The organism is Polaromonas sp. P4_F9 (assembly GCF_056401235.1).
In genome coordinates this window covers 76,035-96,833 of record NZ_JBFUJT010000018.1, presented here as the reverse complement: position 1 = coordinate 96,833, position 20,799 = coordinate 76,035, and the positions used below count along the sequence as shown (strand labels likewise).

17 protein-coding genes are annotated in these 20,799 nt (G+C 63.0%); 5 read left to right on the top strand and 12 right to left on the bottom strand.

Annotated elements, in window-relative coordinates; all coding sequences use genetic code 11:
- The first annotated feature begins 82 nt into the window (after window positions 1–82).
- Window positions 83–742 carry a phosphatase PAP2 family protein gene (locus AC1DUB_RS17075; protein ID WP_477730543.1) on the top strand — a complete coding sequence of 220 codons (660 nt, stop codon included), beginning with the start codon at window positions 83–85 and terminating at the stop codon, window positions 740–742.
- A 96-nt stretch (window positions 743–838) separates the two neighbouring features.
- Here AC1DUB_RS17075 and pyk read toward each other — a convergent pair whose 3' ends face one another.
- The 6 genes from pyk to def all read right to left on the bottom strand — a co-directional run bounded on the left by pyk (window position 839) and on the right by def (window position 6,795).
- Window positions 839–2,272 (bottom strand): pyruvate kinase, encoded by a 1,434-nt coding sequence (pyk, locus tag AC1DUB_RS17070; protein ID WP_477730526.1) that lies wholly within the window; start codon window positions 2,270–2,272, stop codon window positions 839–841.
- A gap of 232 nt (window positions 2,273–2,504) precedes the next feature.
- Window positions 2,505–3,698, bottom strand: a complete 1,194-nt coding sequence (locus AC1DUB_RS17065) for a phosphoglycerate kinase (RefSeq protein WP_477730525.1) — start codon at window positions 3,696–3,698, stop codon at window positions 2,505–2,507.
- Window positions 3,699–4,054: 356 nt separating this feature from the next.
- Entirely contained in the window at window positions 4,055–4,390 is a 336-nt protein-coding gene (locus tag AC1DUB_RS17060; RefSeq protein WP_477730524.1) for an AzlD domain-containing protein, read from the bottom strand.
- Entirely contained in the window at window positions 4,387–5,145 is a 759-nt protein-coding gene (locus tag AC1DUB_RS17055; RefSeq protein WP_477730523.1) for an AzlC family ABC transporter permease, read from the bottom strand. The genes AC1DUB_RS17060 and AC1DUB_RS17055 overlap by 4 nt, the downstream gene beginning before the upstream one ends.
- A gap of 7 nt (window positions 5,146–5,152) precedes the next feature.
- On the bottom strand, window positions 5,153–6,130 hold the full coding sequence (gene fmt / locus AC1DUB_RS17050; RefSeq protein ID WP_477730522.1) for a methionyl-tRNA formyltransferase: 978 nt from the start codon (window positions 6,128–6,130) through the stop codon (window positions 5,153–5,155).
- Window positions 6,131–6,273: 143 nt separating this feature from the next.
- Complete coding sequence (gene def / locus AC1DUB_RS17045; protein WP_477730521.1) at window positions 6,274–6,795, bottom strand: peptide deformylase; 522 nt, start codon at window positions 6,793–6,795, stop codon at window positions 6,274–6,276.
- A gap of 199 nt (window positions 6,796–6,994) precedes the next feature.
- Here def and AC1DUB_RS17040 point away from each other — a divergent pair, with 199 nt between their 5' ends.
- The 3 genes from AC1DUB_RS17040 to AC1DUB_RS17030 all read left to right on the top strand — a co-directional run bounded on the left by AC1DUB_RS17040 (window position 6,995) and on the right by AC1DUB_RS17030 (window position 10,037).
- The gene (locus AC1DUB_RS17040) at window positions 6,995–8,215 is read left to right on the top strand and encodes a LysM peptidoglycan-binding domain-containing protein (protein WP_477730520.1); all 1,221 of its coding nucleotides are present in this window, start codon (window positions 6,995–6,997) and stop codon (window positions 8,213–8,215) included.
- A gap of 99 nt (window positions 8,216–8,314) precedes the next feature.
- Window positions 8,315–9,442, top strand: coding sequence for a DNA-processing protein DprA (gene dprA, locus AC1DUB_RS17035; protein ID WP_477730519.1), 1,128 nt, complete (start codon window positions 8,315–8,317; stop codon window positions 9,440–9,442).
- Between the two features lie 79 nt (window positions 9,443–9,521).
- Window positions 9,522–10,037, top strand: a complete 516-nt coding sequence (locus AC1DUB_RS17030; protein WP_477716386.1) for a Smg family protein — start codon at window positions 9,522–9,524, stop codon at window positions 10,035–10,037.
- 323 nt (window positions 10,038–10,360) lie between these two features.
- Here the strand turns inward: AC1DUB_RS17030 and AC1DUB_RS17025 are convergent, their stop codons facing one another.
- From AC1DUB_RS17025 to AC1DUB_RS17000, 6 genes are all read right to left on the bottom strand, one after another.
- Window positions 10,361–12,757, bottom strand: a complete 2,397-nt coding sequence (locus AC1DUB_RS17025) for a DUF1631 family protein (protein WP_477730518.1) — start codon at window positions 12,755–12,757, stop codon at window positions 10,361–10,363.
- Window positions 12,758–12,784: 27 nt separating this feature from the next.
- Window positions 12,785–13,738, bottom strand: a complete 954-nt coding sequence (secF, locus tag AC1DUB_RS17020; RefSeq protein ID WP_477730517.1) for a protein translocase subunit SecF — start codon at window positions 13,736–13,738, stop codon at window positions 12,785–12,787.
- 38 nt (window positions 13,739–13,776) lie between these two features.
- Window positions 13,777–15,651 (bottom strand): protein translocase subunit SecD, encoded by a 1,875-nt coding sequence (gene secD / locus AC1DUB_RS17015; RefSeq protein ID WP_477730516.1) that lies wholly within the window; start codon window positions 15,649–15,651, stop codon window positions 13,777–13,779.
- 84 nt (window positions 15,652–15,735) lie between these two features.
- Complete coding sequence (gene yajC, locus AC1DUB_RS17010; RefSeq protein WP_477730515.1) at window positions 15,736–16,077, bottom strand: preprotein translocase subunit YajC; 342 nt, start codon at window positions 16,075–16,077, stop codon at window positions 15,736–15,738.
- Between the two features lie 236 nt (window positions 16,078–16,313).
- A complete protein-coding gene (locus AC1DUB_RS17005) occupies window positions 16,314–19,877 on the bottom strand; it encodes an indolepyruvate ferredoxin oxidoreductase family protein (RefSeq protein WP_477730514.1) in 3,564 nt (1,187 codons plus the stop codon).
- Window positions 19,874–20,035, bottom strand: a complete 162-nt coding sequence (locus AC1DUB_RS17000) for a hypothetical protein (protein ID WP_477730513.1) — start codon at window positions 20,033–20,035, stop codon at window positions 19,874–19,876. Before AC1DUB_RS17000 ends, AC1DUB_RS17005 begins: the two co-directional genes overlap by 4 nt.
- Before the next feature lie 178 nt (window positions 20,036–20,213).
- Between AC1DUB_RS17000 and AC1DUB_RS16995 the strand changes: the two genes are divergently transcribed.
- Window positions 20,214–20,705 (top strand): Lrp/AsnC family transcriptional regulator, encoded by a 492-nt coding sequence (locus AC1DUB_RS16995; protein WP_477716391.1) that lies wholly within the window; start codon window positions 20,214–20,216, stop codon window positions 20,703–20,705.
- Window positions 20,706–20,799: the final 94 nt, after the last annotated feature.

The following is a 20,799-nucleotide window of genomic DNA, read 5'->3' as shown; positions in this document are numbered from 1 at the left end:
CCCCTCACCCCCCGCCTCACCTCCCGGCCGCCCCGCTGCGCCCCGTCTTTTCCTCTGGTCCGTGTGCAGCCTCCTGTTGCTGATGCTCTGGGATTATTCGGGACTGGACCTGTGGCTGGCGCACTGGTTTGGGTCGGCCCGGGGATTTCCCCTGCAAGACCACTGGTTGTGGCGGGGACTGCTGCATGACGGCATCCGTCCCCTGCCGTGGCTGCTCGAGCTGGGCTTGCTGGCAGGCATTGTCCGGCCGGTTGGCGCCCTCAGGCAACTGGCGCCCGAACGGCGAGCTCAACTGGCCCTGACCACGCTGCTTGCATTGCTGGCGATTTCCAGCATCAAGCTGCACAGCCACACCAGCTGCCCCTGGGACCTGCAGCAATTTGGCGGCGTGGCCACGCATGTGTCGCACTGGGCCTGGGGCGTTTCGGATGGCGGCGGTGGAAACTGCTTTCCGGCGGGGCATGCCTCGGCAGGCTTTGCCTTTCTGGGCGGCTTTTTTGCCTTTCGGCATGCCCTGCCCACCACAGCGCGCCGCTGGCTGGCCGGCGCGATGCTGGCAGGTTTTACGCTGGGCCTTGCACAGCAGGTGCGCGGCGCCCACTACATGAGCCACACTTTCTGGACCGCGTGGCTTTGCTGGGCCACGGCGGCCCTGGTGGAGAACATCGTCAGCCAGATGCTTTCACAAAGGCCGTCACCGGCTCGGGCACAGGCGCCCTCGCTCGCAACATTGAAGCCATAGATCCCAGCAGGGGCCGCGGGACTGGCTTCGCCAGACCGCAGGCGCAGCGGCCCCCTCGGGGGGCAGCGACCCACACGAAGTGGGGGAGCGTGGGGGCTAAGCTACTCTGCAGATCTTGAGCATGTTGGTACCGCCGGGCGCACCCATGGGCTCACCGCAGGTGATGGCATAGACGTCGCCACTCTGCACGATGTTGCGGCGCAGCAGGTGGCCTTCGGCCTGTGCCAGAGCGGTATCGCGGTCAGCGCTGGTGTCCATGAGCAGGGGGCGCACATTGCGGTACAGCGCCATCCTGCGCTGCGTGGCCAGGTGCGGGGTCAGGGCATAGATGGGCACGCGGATGTCATGGCGGCTCATCCAGAGAGGCGTGGAGCCGCTGTCCGTCAGCGCCACAATCGCCTTGGCGCCCAGGTGGTGGGCCGTGAACAGGGTGCCCATGGCAATCGACTGGTCGATGCGGGTGAAAGTCTTGCCGGTGAAGTCCGCTTCCAGTTCCTTGTACTCGGCTTTCTCGGCTTCCACGCAGATCTTGGCCATTTCCTCCACCGTCTCGAGCGGATATTTGCCGGCGGCCGTTTCCGCGCTGAGCATCACCGCGTCGGTGCCGTCGAGCACCGCATTGGCCACGTCGCTGACCTCGGCGCGCGTGGGCACCGGGTTGACGATCATGCTCTCCATCATCTGCGTGGCGGTGATGACGACCTTGTCGTACGCCCGGGCCAGCTTGATCATGCGTTTTTGCAGGGCCGGCACCGCCGCATTGCCCACTTCAATCGCCAGGTCGCCACGGGCCACCATGATGGCGTCGCTGACGCGCAGGATTTCTTCGAGCTTGGGAATGGCTTCGGCCCGCTCGATCTTGGCGATCAGGCCGGGCTTGTGCTTGTAAGGCGCAGCGGCCACATCGCACAGCTGGCGCGCCATTTCCATGTCGGTGGCGTTTTTTGGAAAGCTCACGGCCACATAGTCGGCCCGAAAGCTCATCGCGGTCTTGATGTCTTCCATGTCCTTGGCCGTCAGCGCGGGCGCCGTCAGGCCGCCGCCCTGCTTGTTGATGCCCTTGTTGTTGGACAGGTCGCCGCCGAGCTTGACGATGGTGTGCACTTCCTCGCCGCGCACAGCCTCCACCGTCAGCACAATCAGGCCATCGTTGAGCAGCAGCACGTCGCCCGCTTTCACATCCCGCGGCAGTTCCTTGTAATCCAGTCCCACGCCCTTGACGTCGCCGGGTTCGGTGCGGGAGGCATCGAGGATGAATTTCTCGCCGGGCTCGAGCCGCACCTTGCCTTCGGCAAACTTGCCGACGCGGATTTTCGGCCCCTGCAGGTCGGCCATGATGGCGACTTCACGGCCGGCACGCTGGGCGGCTTCGCGCACCAGCTTTGCCCGGTCGACGTGGTCCTGCGCCGTGCCGTGGCTGAAGTTCAGGCGCACTACATTGACCCCTGCGCGAATCATTTTTTCCAGCAAAACGGGGTCGCTGGAAGCAGGCCCGAGGGTGACAACGATCTTGGTAGCGCGACTTGGCATGAATGTCTCCTGTAATTTAGTTCCCGATTTTCACACGAAAAAGTTACCAAACCGGTACCAACTGCAGCGCACACGCGGGCCGGCGGGATGACGGCCCCTTCCGGCACGTCGGTGCAGGTCAGCCGTGCGGCTCAGAAAAAAAGGGCACCGAAGCACCCTTTTTTGAGAGAAACAGATCGATAGCACCCATGAAGTCGAGGCCTCATGCTACCAAATCAGGAGCACAACGGAGTTAGCCGGCGGCCCGCTTCTGCAGGATCTCGAAGGCCGGCAGCGTCTTGCCCTCCAGCACCTCCAGGAATGCGCCGCCACCCGTGGAGATGTAGTCCACTTGTTTCTCAATGCCGTATTTGGCGATGGCGGCCAGCGTGTCGCCACCACCGGCAATCGAAAAGGCGCTGCTTTCGGCGATCGCGCGGGCAATGCCTTCGGTACCGCGCGAGAAGGCGTCAAACTCGAACACGCCCACCGGGCCATTCCAGACAATGGTGCCGGCCGCCTTGAGCTGCGCCGCCAGCCGGGCCGTGGTCTCCGGACCGATATCCAGAATCAGGTCATCGTCGGCCACGTCGGTGGCAGCCTTGACGGTGGCCGGTGCATCGGCCGCGAAGGTCTTGGCCGTGACCACGTCGGTGGGGATGGGCACCGCGGCACCGCGTGCCTTCATGGCCTCGATCACGGCGCGGGCCTCGGGCAGCAGGTCGGCCTCCGCCAGGCTTTTGCCAATCTTCAGGCCTGCGGCCAGCATGAAGGTATTGGCAATGCCGCCGCCCACGATCAGCTGGTCGACATTGCTGGCCAGGGACTTGAGGATGGTCAGCTTGGTCGAGACCTTGCTGCCCGCGACGATCGCGACCAGCGGCCTGCGCGGGTTGGAAAGTGCCGTCGAAATCGCGTCCATCTCGGCGGCCAGCAGCGGCCCGGCGCTCGCCACCTTGGCGTATTGCGCAATGCCATAGGTCGAGGCCTCGGCGCGGTGGGCGGTGCCAAACGCGTCGTGCACAAAGATGTCGCACAGGGCGGCCATCTTGCGGGCCAGCGCTTCGCTGTTTTTCTTCTCGCCGGGGTTGAGGCGGCAGTTCTCCAGCAGCACCAGCTGACCGGGCTGGACGTCCACACCGTCCACCCATTGGGTGATCAGCGGGATCTCGCGCTTCATCAGTTCACCCAGGCGCTTGGCCACAGGGGCGAGCGAGTCGGCCGGCTTGAATTCGCCCTCGACGGGACGCCCGAGGTGGGAGGTCACCATCACGGCCGCGCCGGCATCCAGCGCCATTTGCAGACAGGGAATGGAGGCGCGTATGCGCGTGTCTTCGGTGATGGCGCCGCTGTCATCCTGCGGCACATTCAGGTCGGCACGGATGAAAACGCGCTGGCCGGCGGCCTTGCCGCTGGCACACAGGTCGGAAAAACGGATGAAATTCATGGATCGCTCGCAAGTGAAAAAGCTGGCCAACACGGCCAAGGCCTTAAATTGTAGGTTGCTGCACGTAACCCGAGGCCCTCAGAGCAAGTCAGGGCCGGCAAGGCCTCGGAAATGACGCGAAGCGAACGACCGTGCGGGCGTTGTCCCCCACCAGCAAGGGCCGCGGGACAGGCGACAGAGGCAAAGCGTCTCGCGAGCCGCGGCCTGCAAGGCCTCGGGAGCTACACGCAGTGAACGACTGCGGGGGCTCTCCAACCCAGCAGGGGCCGCGGGACTGGCTTTGCCAGACCGCAGGCGCAGCGGCCCCCTCGGGGGGCAGGGAGCTACACGCAGTGAGCGACCGTGGGGGCTCTAGCTCACCAGCCCAGCCCCATGTGCAGCGGCAGGTAAACCGCCATGCCGGCGAGGATGGTGCCCAGCACGCCGTGGCGCCAGTAGTACCAGGCGGTGCCGGCCACCACGGCAAACAGCCTGGCGTCTTTCCAGGTGGCGATCAGGTGGCCCTGCGTCATGACCATTTCCGGCACGATCACCGCTGCCAGCGCCGCGATCGGCGCATAGTGCAGCCCGCGCTGCGCCCAGGCCGGCAAGGTCCAGGGTTTGCTGGAGAGGAAAAAGAAGGAACGGGTGACGACGGTCACCAGCGCCATGCCGATGATGGTGGCCACGGTCCAGAGATCGGTCTTGCTCACAAAGCGCCTCCCGTTTCACCGGATTTGGCAGGCTTGGGCGAGGCGGCCTGCGCCCGCATCGGCTTTTCCAGCATCAGGCAGACCGCCACCGCAGCCGCGATGGCCACCAGGATGTTGAGCTTGAGCGGCAAGGCAAAAGCCGCCACGGCAGCCGCACCAGCCACCCCGGCGGACACGACGCGCAGCCGCGTGGTGGCCAGCGAGCACATGATGCCGAGCAGCGCCAGGATGCCGGCAAAGCCCAGCCCCCACGACAGCGGAATGGCGTTGGCCAGCGCAATGCCGAGCAGGCTGGCACCCACCCAGCTGGCCCAGTTGATGGCCGAGTTACCGGCCAAGTACGCCTCCTGCGCACGCCGGGCGACCGGATCCGTCGTGGGATGCGGAAAGCGCTTGGTGAACAGCACATAGCTGAGATCGGCCGTCAGGTAGCCGCTGAGCATGCGGCGCCAGATGTTCTGGTGCATCACATAGGGGCGCAGGTGCGCGCTGAACACCACAAAACGCAGGTTGACGCAAAACGCGGTGGCCAGGATGACCCACATGGGCGCACCGGCGGTAATCAGGGGAACGGCCGCCAGCTGCGAACTCCCGGCAAACACCAGCACCCCCATGAGCAGGGCTTCGGTGAGACTCAGGCCCGACTTGATCATCGCCACCCCGGTCATCAGGCCCCAGGCGGCAATACCGGGCGCGACCGAAGCCAGGTCGCGCACACCCACCCGAAACTCCGGGTGCTTGAACAATGAACTCACAAAAACCTCATTCCGTCTGAGTGGGATTGAAAACCGTGCCGGGACGGATGTCGAACCCGCGCAAAAAATCGGCCGCATCCAGCGCCTTGCCRCCCGCTTTTTGCAAGCGGGTCACGCGCACCAGGGCATCGGCAGCGCAGATGTCGATGCCCTCGGGGCCAACGGCAACCACCTGGCCGGGTAGCGCGCCCACCGGCCGCACCGCACCGGCCGGCACCGCTGCGCGCCAGAATTTGATGGTTTCACCGCCCAGGACACCGGCGGCGCCGGGGAAAGGATTGAAGGCGCGAACGCGGCGCTCCAGCGTGGCCGCGCTGCGGGTCCAGTCCAGCAGGGCTTCGTTTTTCTCGATCTTGTGGGCGTAGGTGACGCCTTCGGAGGGCTGGGCAAGGGGCTGGAGCGTGCCGCCCGCGGCCAGTTCCAAGGCTTTCACGATCAGCCGCCCACCCAGCTCGGCCAGCCTGTCATGCAGTGACGCCGTCGTGTCTTCCGGGCCAATGGGCAGCTTCTCCAGCAGCAGCATGTCGCCCGTATCGAGGCCGGCGTCCATCTGCATGATGGTGACGCCGGTCTGTGCGTCACCGGCTTCGATGGCCCGGTGAATCGGTGCGGCGCCGCGCCAGCGCGGCAGCAGCGACGCGTGAATGTTCAGGCAGCCCAGCTTAGGCGCATCCAGAACCCACTGCGGCAGGATCAGTCCGTAGGCCGCCACCACCATCACGTCGGCCTGTGCCGCATCAATGGCGGCCCTGGCGGCCGCCGCGTCGTCGGGATATTTTCCGTCCAGCCGCAGGCTGCGGGGCTGCGCCACCGGGATCTGCTGGCTTTGCGCCCACTGCTTCACGGCCGACGCCTGCAGCTTCAGGCCGCGCCCGGCGGGACGGTCGGGCTGCGTCAGCACGAGCGGGATGTCAAAGCCGGCTGCCTGCAGACTTGCCAGTGCCACGCGGGCAAACTCAGGGGTACCGGCAAAAATGACGCGCATGAGGCAGGATTCTAAAGACTCACCGGGGAAACCCGGGTAGACGCCTGCAAAGCCCCAGAGATGGACTCACCCGGAAAATCCTGGCCGGGAGCGGAAACCAGCAGCGGAAGGCAACCTGCCCGTGCCCGCTGTGGCGCTTCGCTTCAGCGGGCGGCCTCCCGCTCCTCGTCTTTTTTCTGCTTGATCATCTTGGTCTTGATGCGGTTGCGCTTCAAGGGGGACAGGTATTCCACAAACACCTTTCCCATCAGGTGGTCCATTTCATGCTGGATACAGACCGCCAGCATGCCCTCGGCGGCATGAACCTGCAGCTTGCCGTCCAGATCCAGCGCCTGCACCTTGACCGCGATCGAGCGCTCGACGCCGTCATAAATGCCGGGTACCGACAGGCAGCCCTCATCGCCCACGCGGGTTTCGGGGCTGGCCCACAGGATCTCGGGGTTGATCAGCACCAGGGGCTGGTCGCGGTTTTCGCTCACGTCAATCACGATCAGGCGCTCGTGCACATCCACCTGCGTGGCCGCCAGGCCAATGCCTGCCGCTTCATACATGGTATCGAACATGTCGCTGGCCAGTTGGCGCAGACGGGCATCAACGGCGCCCACGGGCTTGGCAACCGTGTGTAAACGCGGGTCGGGATAACGGAGGATGGTCAATTGAGTCATGGATGCAAATGGTCAGGTGTCGCTATTTTCGCCACTTTTCCTTGTTTTTGCGCACTCCGATATTCCCAGAATCGCGTAATCGTTGCTTAATCAAGGGCTTAGGTACAGAATCGTTAGTAATTTATCAAGATAAGAACACGGCTTTTTTCATCCAGGGAGAACCGTGCCAGCCTGGTTTTTAGCGCTTAAGGCCTTCAAGATGCAAACTATTTTTGGTCGTTTCAGTCATATTTCAATAGCCGCCTCCATGGTCGGCACGGCCCTCTGGGGTGTCACCCCCAGCCTTCATGCGCAGAATTTCCCCATTACCCCCGGCCAGAAGGCCACGGCCACCCAGGTTGCCGAGGCCGGCGTTCCCCTGAGCGAGCTGGCGCCCAATGCGCCGGACGAGTACACCGTCAAGCGGGGCGACACGCTGTGGGCCATTTCGGGCCTGTTCCTTAAAAGTCCGTGGCGCTGGCCCGAACTGTGGGGCATGAACCTGCAGGACATCCGGAATCCACACCGTATTTACCCCGGCCAGCAGCTTTACCTCGACAAGACCGGCGGACGTGCCACGCTGCGCACACGCCAGGCCGCAGACGGCCCGCCCACCGATACCATCCGTGTCTCACCCCGGACCCGCTCCGAAGCGCTGGCTGACGCGGCGATCCCGACCCTGCCGGCCAACGTGATCGAGCCCTTCCTGGCCGAACCCCTGATTGTGGATGCGGCCACCTTCGCCACGGCACCGCGTATTGTGGCCGCCCAAGAGGGCCGCGTCCTGCTGAGCCGGGGCGACCGCGCCTACGCACGCGGCGCTTACAGCGACGGCGTCACCGGCAAGACCCTGAGCGATGCCAAAGGCGAACCACTGGACTACCGCGTGTTTCGCAACGCCACGCCGCTCAAGGACCCCACCACCAAGGAAATTCTGGGCTACGAAGCCCAGTTTGTCGGCAAAGCCGAGCTGGTTCGCGGCGAATCCAGCCGCGGTGGCGACGACAAGACGCCGTCTGAAATCGTGCCGGCCACCATAGACATTGTGGTGACCAAGGAAGAAATGCGGATAGGCGACCGCCTGATTGCCGAGCCACCGCGTGAACTGCTCAGTTACGTGCCCCATGCGCCCATTCTGCCGATGGAAGGCCAGATTGTGTCCGTCTATGGCAGCGCGGTGACTTACGCCGCAGAGAACCAGGTGGTGGTCATCAACCGGGGCCTTCAGGACGGGCTGGAGCGCGGCAATGTGATGGCCATCCTCAAGAATGGCGAGCGCCTGACCGATCGCACCGATCAAGCCAAGCCCCAGATCAAGCTGCCCAACGAGCGCAACGGCCTGCTGATGGTTTTCAAGACCTTTGACAAGCTGTCCTACGCGCTGGTGCTGCAAATCGTTGACGGTGTCAAGGTGGGTGACCGCTTCATCAACCCCAACTGACCACCGGACCCCATCCAACGCCTGCAGCAAAATCCTGCAGCGTCCACGGCCCGAACGGCCGTTGACGCCTCTTTGCAGGCCGGAAGGGTTTAACTTTCCTTGGACACACAAGAACTCGGCGCCTGGTTGCGCCTGACCCTGACGCCCGGTGTCGGCAACGAGACCGCGCGCCAGCTGCTGGCCACTTTCGGATCAGCCCAGGCGGTTTTCGGGCAGAGGACGGCCACCTTGCGGGCGCTGGGCTCCGAGCGGCTAGCCCATGCCATCCAAACGGAACCTGCGCAACTCGGCAGCCTGCTGCAGACGACACTGGACTGGCTGCAACAGGCGGACGACCGTCGTATAGCCACCTTGGGCGATGCCACCTATCCGCCAGCCCTGCTCAACATCGAAGATCCCCCTTTGATGCTCTACATGATGGGCAGTCTGGTCAAATCGTCACCGGCAGCCGGCCCGGCCATGGCCAACAATCTCGCCATCGTCGGTAGCCGCAACCCCACCCCACAGGGCGAGGCCAATGCCCGGCAGTTTGCAAAAGCACTGAGCGGCGCGGGCTTGTGCATCGTGTCCGGTCTGGCGCTGGGCATAGACGGCGCTGCCCATGACGGGGCCCTGCTCGGAGGCGGGCAGACGATCGCGGTGGTGGGTACCGGGCTGGACCGGGTTTATCCGAAGCGACACCTGGCCCTGGCACACCGCATTACCCAGCAAGGGCTGCTCATCAGCGAATTCCCGCTGGGCACACCCCCGCTGACAGGTAATTTCCCGAAACGCAACCGCATCATTTCCGGGCTGTCCCGAGGCACGCTGGTGGTGGAAGCAGCAATGCAATCGGGCTCGCTGATCACGGCGCGGCTGGCCGCCGAGCAGGGCAAGGAGGTCTTTGCCATTCCCGGTTCGATTCATTCACCGCAGTCCCGCGGTTGCCATGCGCTGATCAAGCAGGGCGCCAAGCTGGTGGAGGTTGCGCAGGATGTGCTCGAAGAGTTGAATCTGCCGCGCACTGGCTTGACCGACAGCCCCAACAGCGCTTCCGGTCTGCCGGTGCCCGATACCGGGGATCCGCTCATTGCAGCGCTGGGCTTTGATGCCGTCAGCCTGGATGCCCTGCAGGCGAGGACCGGCCTGGACACCGCCCGGCTTCAGGCGGACCTGCTGGAGCTTGAGCTGCGCGGGCAGGTCGCGCGCCTGCCGGGGGGCCTCTTCCAGCGCGTGGCGGCCGGCTGATACGGCAATATCCAGCGTCATCAACGATGATTGACACGGGCTTGACACCGGCGCTCGTATCTGCGTTATATTGAGGCATATGTTTGAAGTACTGGTGTACGTTTACGAGAATTACTGGCAAGGTGACGCCTGCCCTGAACTTCAAAGACTGGGGCGCAAACTCACCGCGGCAGGATTTGACGCCGAAGAAATCCAGGCGGCCCTGGTATGGCTTGAGGGCCTGAATACTGCGGCCCAAGGTACGCAGATCAGCCTCGCCGCCAAGCCATCCTCCGGCCTGGCCGACCCTGTCGCGGCGCCTGCGCTCATTCAACCTCAGTCCGCCAACAGCCTCCGGATTTATTCCGTGGCCGAGCAGACGCATCTGGGCGCGCAAAGTCTGGGATTCGTCAATTTCCTGGAATCGTCAGGCGTATTGCCTCCGCACATGCGGGAGATCGTCATTGACCGCGCAATGGCCGCCCCCGGAGACCCCGTCACGCTGGATGACCTGAAAATCATCGTCCTCATGGTGTACTGGAGTTTCGGCGAGGAGCCCGATGCGTTGATCCTCGACGAATTGTGCGACGACACGGAATTTCGGCTGGCGCACTAGTAGCTGAGGCCCCCACGCTTGTCACTGCGTGTACTGCGCTGCCCCCCGAGGGGGCCGCTGCGCCTGCGGTCTGGCAAAGCCAGTCCCGCGGCCCCTGCTGGGAAGAGCCCCACGCTCGCTCACTGCGTGTAGCTCCCGAGGCCTTGCAGGCCGCGGCTTGCGGGACGCTTCGCCTCTGTCGCCTGTCCAAAGCTACTCAAGCAGGCTCCAAGCCCCTCGGGGGGCTGAACTTGCTCGGGGCGGCCCTTCGCTGCGTTCGGCCTGAGGCCCCCACGCCTGCAATCGGTTCATCCCGAGGCATCCGAAAAGAATGCCCAGGCGTTTTAGCTGAGCAGGCGCTCCGGATTGGCGTCCAGCTTGGCCAGGGCGTCGCGCGTGGCGCGCACTGTGAGCGCCTCTTCTTCGGTTGGCACCAGCAAACCCGCTTGCAGGTAGGCAGCCAGGCGACGCGCCTGGATCAGGAAGTTGCGGCCATCGGACGCCGCAAACAAATGCAGCTGCTTGCGATCACTGCACCAGGCAAACTGCACGTGGCTGATTTTGCCACTGTGGTCCAGGCTGAACCAGCTTCCCAGCTGCAGTTCCTGGACCCAGGCGCGCATCGCTTCCGTAGGCTGGCTGCCGCCATCGGTAATCACCTCGATATCGGCGGCATCAATGCCGATCATGGTGACCAGGCTGTCTGTATCGAGTGGCAAATCGCCCACATCCTCGTCGGACAAATAGTCCTCCAGGTTGGCCAGCCGCCTGGCCATGGCATCAATGCGTTCCATCGAAATGGCGTCGGTTTTCGACATAAAGGCGTCTGCCAGCGTGTCGCTGATGACTTTCAGGTGATGGTCCTGATCGGAGGGGGCCAGGCCAAGCATGGACATGCCCAGGCGCAGGAGTTGCAGCAGCTTGGGCAAGTCGGCAATGACACGGGCACGGTCGTTGCGGTTCGGCTTGGCGCTGGCGGCCCAGACGAGGTCGGCCGCCGCCTGCTTGAGCGTGATCGTTTCGGTATGCTGCGGGCCGTTCTTCATCGCGGCAATGGCCAGGACTTCGGCCCAGACCTTGAACAGGAACTCACGGATTTCAGCGCGCACCGGCATATCATTGAGCATGCTGCGCATCTCAATGGTGTACTGGATGACCATCGTCTCTTTTTGCTCGACCTGCTGGGCCACGCTCACCACGCGCGCGGCACTTCCCTGTTCCGAGAGGAATTTGGACAGAAATTTCTCGAACTCGTCGTAGACAAGCTGAAACACCCGTCGCCCGGTTTCCGGATACTGCTCGATCACCTGCACGACCCGCCGGATCTCCGCCTCCATGGCGCCGCCCGACACCGTGACATCGAACCCCAGGACGCAGGAGCCCATGCGGTCAATCAGCCGGCGCGTGGGGTGCTGCAGGGATCCAAAAAACTCCGGCTCGGAAATCGCAACCCGCAGCACAGGCATTTGAAGCCGTGCAAACCAGACGCGTATTGCCGGTGGAATCCGGTCCTCGGCCAGAATGCTCTGGAACATCAAGGCCACGATCTCAATCGTTGCCTTTTCCGATGAGGTGGACGCCGCCTGTTTGAGGGCACTGGTGCGCTCCCGCAACGCGCCAGCGGCACGGTCGACATGCGTCTGGTCATACACCTGGCCTGGCCCATCCAGCACCAAGGTGCGCTCATGGCTGGTTTCTTCCGCCCGTTGCACCGTGGCCATTGCCTGGACCAGCCGCGGGGACGCCTGCTGCGACCGCGTGTCATCAAAACCTGCCACCTGATCGGACAGCAGGCGCTTGAGGTGCCCCATCACGCCCTGAGCCCGCATGCGCGCCCTGGCCAGTGGCGTGGTGGCGGTCTGCATCCGTGTTTCTTCATGGATAGCGTGGCCCGAAGTTGAAGTCTCCGCCCCCTGCGCTATGCCACCCTTGCCGCCGCTTCCACTTCCACTTCCGCTTCCGCTTCCCGTACCTGTACCTGTACCTGTACCTGTACCTGTACCTGTGCCTGTACCTGTGCCGCTGCCAGATTTATCTTGACCCCTGGCCTGCTCGACAGCAGGTTTTGAGGGCGCATTCGTCCCCGGGGCGGAAGGTGTGCGTTTGACGAGTCCCCGCAGATCGATTTCTGCCATTACCCCCTGCTGGATCAGAAACTCGTTGGTGGCATGATAAGTTTCGAGCAAATGCGCAGCCAGGTTTTTCTGGATGAGGTCCTGAACCGTCAACCACACATCGCGCGGCAAAAGGGCCTGGCTCCACTGTTCAACCAGATGCTGTGCCAGTACTTCGGGGCGCAGGACATCCTGCTTGTGCAGCTCGTCAATACCTTCGAGGTTCTGTATCCGCAAGCGAAGGTCGTTGAGCTCCCAGCTCGCAACATCCAGCAACCGCAAGGCCAGGCGAGAGGCAAGAATCTTGTCCTCCATCACCTCGTTGCCCATGAGCTCAAATTTGATGCTGTTGGTGAATTTTGTCTGGGCGCCCGCAAGTGGGACGGATTGCGCTTCGGTCCACGCGCGCGTGGTGCCGCTGACCCAGGCTGAACCGCTTTTCTCGAAGGCCTGCCAGGCCTCGCGCCGGTCCTGCATTTCGCGGGCGCCACCCGGCTCGTCCCTCATCGCCGCCAGCCGGCTTTGAATGGCTTTGGCCAGCTCGGGCAATATTCTTGCGGCACGCTCCGTGAACAAAGCACGTGCCTGCTCGACCAGAAGAGTGTTCTTTTTGTTACTTGGAGCCACGACCGCCCTGAATAATTAGCCTATAGCTTACACCGTGGCACCTGCATTGGGGTCGTTGGGATCTTCTTCTTTTTTAGCCGGCCCCTTGACCAGATCTTCGCGCCGGATGCCCAGCCACATGGCGATGGCGGCAGCCACGAATACAGAGGAATAAATGCCGAACAAAATGCCGATGGTCAGGGCCAGGGCGAAGTAAAACAGGGTCGGTCCACCGAACAGCAGCATGGACAGCACCATGATCTGGGTCGAGCCGTGGGTAATGATGGTGCGGCTGATGGTCGAGGTGATCGCGTTGTCGATGATCTGCATCGTGTTCATCTTCCGGTAGCGGCGGAAATTCTCGCGGATCCGGTCAAAAATCACCACGGATTCATTGACTGAATAGCCCAGCACCGCCAGCACGGCGGCCAGCACCGCGAGGGAAAACTCCCACTGGAAAAACGCGAAAAACCCCAGAATGATGACGACGTCATGCAGGTTGGCAATGATGGCCGCCACCGCATACTTCCACTCAAAGCGGAAGGCGAGGTAGACCATGATGCCGAACACCACCATGGCCAGGGCTTTCAGGCCATCATGGGCCAACTCTTCGCCCACCTGGGGGCCCACAAACTCCGTGCGGCGCAGCGTCACATCGCTGCTGGCCGCCTTCAGCGCCGCCAGAACTTTTTCACTTTGCTGGGCGGTGCTCACACCCTTTTGGGCCGGCAAACGGATCATCACATCGCGCGAGGTTCCGAAGTTTTGCACCTGCACATCGGTCAGCCCCAAACCAGCCACGGTGGCCCGGATTTTCCCGACATCCGCCGCCTGCGTGTAGTTCACCTCCATCAGGGTGCCGCCGGTGAACTCCACCGACAGGTGCAGGCCCCGGGAGAACAGGAAAAACACAGCCAGCGCAAACGTCGTGAAGCTGATGATATTGAAGATCAGGGCGTGCCGCATGAACGGGATGTCACGCCGGATTTTGAAAAATTCCATCGAGGGTCCTTGAGAAGCTCAGGAAAAAGATGCCGGGATCATTTCGCCACGGCGCCGGATGTGGCGGGCCGCCACACTGTGCCAATGGACACCGTCTTGAGCTTTTTCTGCCGGCCATACCAGAGGTTGACCAGGCCACGTGAGAAAAATACCGCGGAGAACATGCTGGTCAAAATGCCGATGCAGTGCACCACGGCAAAACCGCGCACCGGGCCGGAGCCAAATGCCAGCAGGGCCAGGCCCACAATCAGGGTCGAGGTATTGGAGTCCAGAATGGTGGCCCAGGCCCGCTCATACCCCGCATGAATGGCGGCCTGTGCAGAAGCGCCATTGCGCAATTCCTCGCGCACGCGCTCATTGATCAGCACGTTGGAGTCGATGGCCATGCCCAGTGCCAGCGCCATGGCCGCCATGCCTGGCAAGGTCAGGGTCGCCTGCAGCATGGAAAGCACCGCGACCAGCAGCAGCAGATTGACGGCCAGCGCCAGACCGGAAAACAGGCCGAACAGCATGTAGTAAACCGCCATGAAGGCCACGATCACCACAAAGCCCCAGGACACACTGTGAAAGCCCTTGGAAATATTGTCGGCACCCAGCGTCGGGCCGATGGTGCGCTCTTCAATGATCTCCATGGGCGCGGCGAGGGAGCCCGCGCGCAGCAGCAAAGCCAGGTCATTGGCTTCCGTCACGCTCATGGAGCCGGAAATCTGGAACCGGTTGCCGAGTTCGCTCTGGATGACCGGTGCGGTCAGGACCTCGCCCTTGCCTTTTTCAAACAGCAGGATGGCCATGCGCTTCTTGAGGTTCTCGCGGCTGGTATCGCGCATGATGCGGCCGCCTTTGGCATCAACCGTCAAATCCACTTTGGGCTGCTGGTTCTGCGAGTCAAAGCCGGGCTGGGCATCCGTCAGGTTCTCGCCGGTCAGGATCACCTGTTTCTTGACAATCACCGCCTGTCCATTGCGCTCGAAAAAGCGTTCAGTACCAAACGGCACGGCACCGGTGTTGTTTTCCGCGGCGCGAGCCTCGGCGCTGTCTTCCACGAGACGCATCTCCAGCGTCGCCGTACGCCCGAGGATGTCCTTGGCCTTGGCCGTGTCCTGAACACCCGGCAATTGCACCACGACACGGTCCAGGCCCTGCTGCTGGATCACCGGCTCGGCCACGCCCAGTTCGTTGATCCGGTTGTGCAGCGTCACCATGTTCTGCTTGAGGGCCTGATCCTGGATCCGGCGTGCCGCCTCGGGCTTGATGCTGGCCGTCAGCTTGTATTCCGTGCCCTCCGGGACATCGACGGTCTGCAGGTCCGGAAACTGGTCCTGGATCAGCGCCTTGGCAGCGGTCAGGGTCTCGCTGTCGCGCACCTTGATGTCAATGACCTGGCCATTGCGGCTGATGCCGCCGTGGCGGATATTCTTTTCGCGCAGCGACAGGCGGATGTCGCCCGACAGGGACTCGGCACGCTTGGTCAGCGCCGCCTGCATGTCCACCTGCAGCATGAAATGCACGCCACCACGCAGGTCCAGCCCCAGGTACATGGGAAAAGCATGCAGCGAGGTCAACCAGGCGGGCGAGCGCGACAACAGGTTGAGCGCGACCACGTAGGCAGGATTCGCGGGATCGGGCGAGAGCGCCTTTTGAACGGCGTCCTTCGCCTTGAGCTGGGTATCGGTATCGCCGAAGCGCGCCTTGACCGAATTGCCATCGAGGGCGATGACATCCGCCGTGATGCCCACATCCTTCAGCGCCTGTTCCACCTTCGCCATGGTCGTCGTGTCAATCTTGACCGTGGACTTGCCGCTGGAAATCTGCACTGCCGGCGCTTCGCCAAAAAAGTTGGGCAGGGTGTACAGGGCGGCGATCAATAGCGCGACCACAATAATGGCGTACTTCCAGGCCGGATAACGATTCATGAGGGGGCTGTTCCTGGTGGACGGATGAACAAAGCGAGGCCCTGCGGCCTCAGGGGGTCAGGGGGTCAGGGGGTCAGCAAGACCTTACTTCGCGGCGCTGAGGGCGCCCTTGGGCAGCACCTGGACGATGGCGCTGCGCTGCAGCTGCACTTCAACGCCGGGAGCCAGCTCCAGGGACAGGTACACATCACCGAGCTTGGTCACCTTGCCAAGCAAACCGCCTGCGGTAGCGACTTCATCACCTTTGGCCAGCGCGTCGATCATGGCGCGATGCTCTTTTTGCTTTTTCATCTGTGGGCGGATCATCACGAAATACAGCACCACAAACATCAGCACCAGGGGAAGCATGCCCGTCAGCGACGACAACATGTCGCCTCCCGCGGCAGCAGCAGGAGCGGTTTGGGCAAAGGCAGAAGAAATGAACACGGCAAACTCCACAACGATTGAAGGAAACACTGGCAGGCGCCCCGGCCGACAGGCCAGAGCGCACAGTCCATGATTGTATGCGGCGAGCGGCCGACAGGAAGATGTACCCGGCACCTTGCCGGGCATTTCATTTTCAGGCCATGCCGGCAGGCAGAAGCTGCCCGTGGAGAAGCTGCCGCACCTTCCCGCAGCGACGGCCCGGGGGCTCTGCCGCGCCCCCGTCCGGCACGGCGCGCCTAGGCGGCCTGCTGCGCGGAGGCTGTCGGCTGGCGGAAGGCCTGCATCAGCGCCGTCCATTGCGGCCGTGCGGTTTGCAGGTGGCGCTCCTTGACGTGGCCATACCCCTTGATCAGCTCGGGAATCCGCGCAATTTCCACGGCCAGGGAATGGTTTTGAGCGGTCAGGCCGGCCAGCACCTCTTCCAGGCTGGCCCGGTACTCATCAATCAGCGCGCGTTCCATCTTCCGCTCTTCGGTGCGGCCGAACACGTCCAGCGGTGTGCCGCGCAAGCCCTTGAGCCGGGCCAGCACCTTGAAGCCCGTCAGCATCCAGGGGCCGAACTGCTGCTTTTGCAGTTCGCCCTTGTCATTTTTGGATGCGATCAGCGGGGGCGCCAGGTGGTAGTTGAGCTTGAAGTCGCCTTCAAACATGGCATTGACCTTGCCGAGAAATCCCGCATCGGTGTGCAGCCGCGCCACTTCATACTCGTCCTTGTAGGCCATGAGCTTGAAGAGATAACGGGCGACAGCCTCGGTCAGCGTGGTCTTGCCGAGGGGCGCTTCCGCCAGCCGCACCTTGTCCACAAACGCCTGGTAGGTCCGGGCATAGGCGGCGTTCTGGTAGGCCGTCAGGAAATCCACCCGCTTGGCCAGCATCTCGGCCAGGGAAGGCTTTTTCACAAACTCGATCACCTGCGCCGCCTTGAACAGGGCCTGTACTGCGGCCAGATCATGCGCGCAGCGACGGCCCCACTCAAAAGCCGCCCGGTTGTTCTCGACCTGCACGCCGTTGAGTTCAATGGCCCGCATCAGCGAGGCATGGGACAGCGGCACGCGGCCTTTTTGCCAGGCAAAGCCCAGCATCAGGGGGTTGGTGTAAATCGAGTCGCCAATCATCTGCACGGCCACCTGCTCCGCATCGAAGCTGCCCAGCAAGTCAGCGCCCACTGCGGCAGTCACGGCACTTTCGCAATTGCCACCCGGGAATTGCCAGCCCGGGTTCGTCACAAAGGCCGCCGTCGGCGTGCCGTGCGAGTTCATCGCCACGTAGGTGCGGCCCGGCTGCATGACGGTGAGTGTGTACTTGCTGGCAGCCACGATCGGATCGCAGCCGATCACCAGGTCGGCCTTGGCGGTATCGACCTTGGTGGTGTAAATCGCCTCTGGCCGGTTGGCGATCTGGATATGACTCCAGGTGGCGCCGCCCTTTTGGGCCAGCCCGCCGGCATCCTGGGTGACCACGCCTTTGCCCTCGAGGTGGGCGGCCATGCCCAGCAACTGGCCGATGGTGATGACACCGGTGCCGCCGACGCCACCCACCACGATGCCCCAGGCGTTTTCAGCCACGGGCAGCACCGGTTCGGGAATCGCGGGCAGGCTGGACAGTCCACCCTTTTTGTCCTTCTTCGGCTTCTTCAGCTGGCCGCCTTCCACCGTGACAAAGCTGGGGCAAAAACCCTTGACGCAGGAGTAGTCCTTGTTGCACGTGTTCTGGTTGATGCGGCGCTTGCGGCCGAATTCGGTTTCCAGCGGCTCCACCGACAGGCAGTTGGACTGCACCGAGCAGTCGCCGCAGCCTTCGCAGACCAGTTCATTGATGACGACGCGCTTTTCCGGGTCTGCCAAAGTGCCGCGCTTGCGGCGCCGGCGCTTTTCCGTCGCGCAGGTCTGGTCGTAAATGATGGCGGTCGTACCCTTGAGTTCGCGGAATTCGCGCTGAATGCGGTCGAGCTCGTCGCGGTGATGCACCGTCACCCCCTCCAGCAGCCTCGCGCCCTGGTATTTTTGCGGCTCGTCGGTGACGATCACCAGTTTGGCCACCCCTTCGGCGAGCAGGCTCTGCATGATCTGCAATACCGAGTGGCCCTCGGGCCGCTCGCCCACCTGCTGGCCGCCGGTCATGGCCACCGCATCGTTGTAGAGGACCTTGTAGGTGATGTTCACCCCGGAAGCAATGGCCTGGCGGATGGCCAGCAGGCCGCTGTGAAAGTAGGTGCCATCACCCAGGTTGGCAAACACATGCTGGTCGGTCGTGAATGCCGCCTGACCGACCCAGGTGACGCCTTCACCACCCATCTGGGTGAAGGTGGAGGTGGAGCGGTCCATCCAGGTGGCCATGTAGTGGCAGCCAATGCCGGCCACGGCGCGTGAGCCCTCCGGCACGCGGGTGCTGGTGTTGTGCGGGCAGCCGCTGCAAAACCAGGGGGCCCGCTCGCCGGTGTCGACCTTGACTTCGGTCAGTGCGCGTTCCCGCGCTTCGATCACGGCCAGGCGCGCATCCATACGCGCCACAATGTCCGCGGGCACACCCAGCTTCTTCAGGCGCTTGGCAATCGCCTTGGCGATGATGGCCGGCGTCAGGTCGGCCTTGGCGCGCAGCAGCCAGTTGTCGCTCGGGTTGGAGCGGCTCCATTCGCCGCCCGAGGCGTCGCCTTCAGGCTCGTCAAACTTGCCCAACACATTCGGGCGCACGTCGGCGCGCCAGTTGTAAAGCTCTTCCTTGATCTGGTATTCAATGACCTGGCGCTTTTCCTCGACCACCAGGATTTCCTGCAGGCCTTCGGCAAAGTCGCGCGTGATGGTGGCCTCCAGCGGCCACACCACATTGACCTTGTGCAGGCGAATGCCGAGCTGGTGGCAGGTCTCTTCGTCCAGCCCCAGGTCGACCAGCGCCTGGCGCGTGTCGTTGAAGGCCTTGCCGCTGGCGATCACCCCGAAACGGTCTTTCGGCCCGGCAATGACGTTGTAGTTGAGCTTGTTGGCCCGGATGTAGGCGAGCGCGGCATACCACTTGAAGTCCATCAGGCGCGCTTCCTGCTCCAGCGGCGGGTCCGGCCAGCGGATGTGCAAACCACCCGGCGGCATCTGGAAATCTTCGGGGATGACGATCTTCACGCGGTCCGGATCGACCAGCACCGAGCTGGACGACTCCACCACTTCCTGGATGGTCTTCATGCCCGACCAGACGCCTGAAAAACGACTCATGGCAAAAGCATGCAGCCCCATGTCGAGGATGTCCTGCACGCTGGAGGGGAAGAAGACCGGCAGGCCGCAGGCCTTGAAGATGTGGTCACTCTGATGCGCCGCCGTCGAGCTCTTGGAGACATGGTCGTCGCCTGCAATGGCGATCACGCCGCCGTGTTTCGCGGTGCCGGCCATGTTGGCATGCTTGAACACATCGGAGCAGCGGTCCACACCCGGGCCTTTGCCATACCAGATGCCAAACACACCATCGAATTTTTTGCTTTGGGGGTACAGGTCCAGTTGCTGCGTGCCCCAGACCGCGGTAGCGCCCAGTTCTTCGTTGACGCCGGGCTGGAACACGATGTTTTGCGCGGCCAGATGTTTTTTGGCCGCCCACAGCGCCTGGTCATAGCCGCCCAGCGGCGAGCCACGGTAGCCGCTGATAAAGCCACCGGTGTTCAGGCCGGCGATGGCGTCGCGCGTGCGCTGCAGCATGGGCAGGCGAACCAGCGCCTGCACGCCGCTCATGAAGGCGCGGCCATGCTCGAGGCTGTATTTGTCGTCCAGCGTGACGGTTTCCAGCGCCTTGCGAATGTGTTCAGGAAGTGGGGCGTTCATTCGGCAACTCCCGTACGAACAAGCTCGACGACAAATACAGCACAGCTGGCTTCGCCACCTGTGTATTTGTGCCTTCGGCGAAACCCGCTTTGCGGGTTTTCGTCAAGCGTGACGGTCTCCAAGGCCTTGCGAATGTGCTCGGGCAGGGGGGCGTTCATGTTCGGGTCTCCTGATGGGTAATGCCCGCCTCATGGGCAGGTCTGGACAAGGCAAGGCCGGGATAGAGCCAAGCCTCTAACTGAATGCAAAGTGTAGGACGGACGGCGAGATATGTCTTTGCTTTCTTTGCCTGTTTTAGGGTGTACAAAGAAAGGATCTTGCTGGAAAATAGGAAAAATGGGACATTTAGATAAGTTTGACATCGCGATCCTGAATGAGTTGCAGAGCGAGGCGCGCCTGACCAACACCGAGCTCGCGTCGCGCGTCGGCCTGTCGGCCGCGCCCTGCTGGCGGCGCGTGCGGGCGCTGGAAGAGGCCGGCTTCATCACCGGCTACCGGGCCGAAATCAACCGCCACAAGATAGGCTTGGGCGTGCTGGCCTTTGTCCGGCTGGATGCGGACCGCAACAGCGGGGACGCCACGCGGCAACTGGAAGAGGCCATCAAAAAACTGCCCGAAATCATCGCCTGCCACTACATCAGCGGCACGGGAACCTTCGAGCTGCAGGTGGTGGCCCAGGACCTCGAAGCCTTCAGCAAATTTGCGCTGCAAAACCTGATCAACCTGCCCAATGTGAAAGACCTGCACACCAGTTTCTCGCTGGGCGAGGTCAAGGCCAGCAGTGCGCTGCCGCTGGGGCATCTGGCGCGCACGGCATCTGAATCATAAGAATCCACTGCGGCCCCTCTATCTCGCCAACCCCTGGCTACCAATTCAACAGCAACAGCAACAACTTTCAGCCCGAATCCCTTTCGGACAAGCT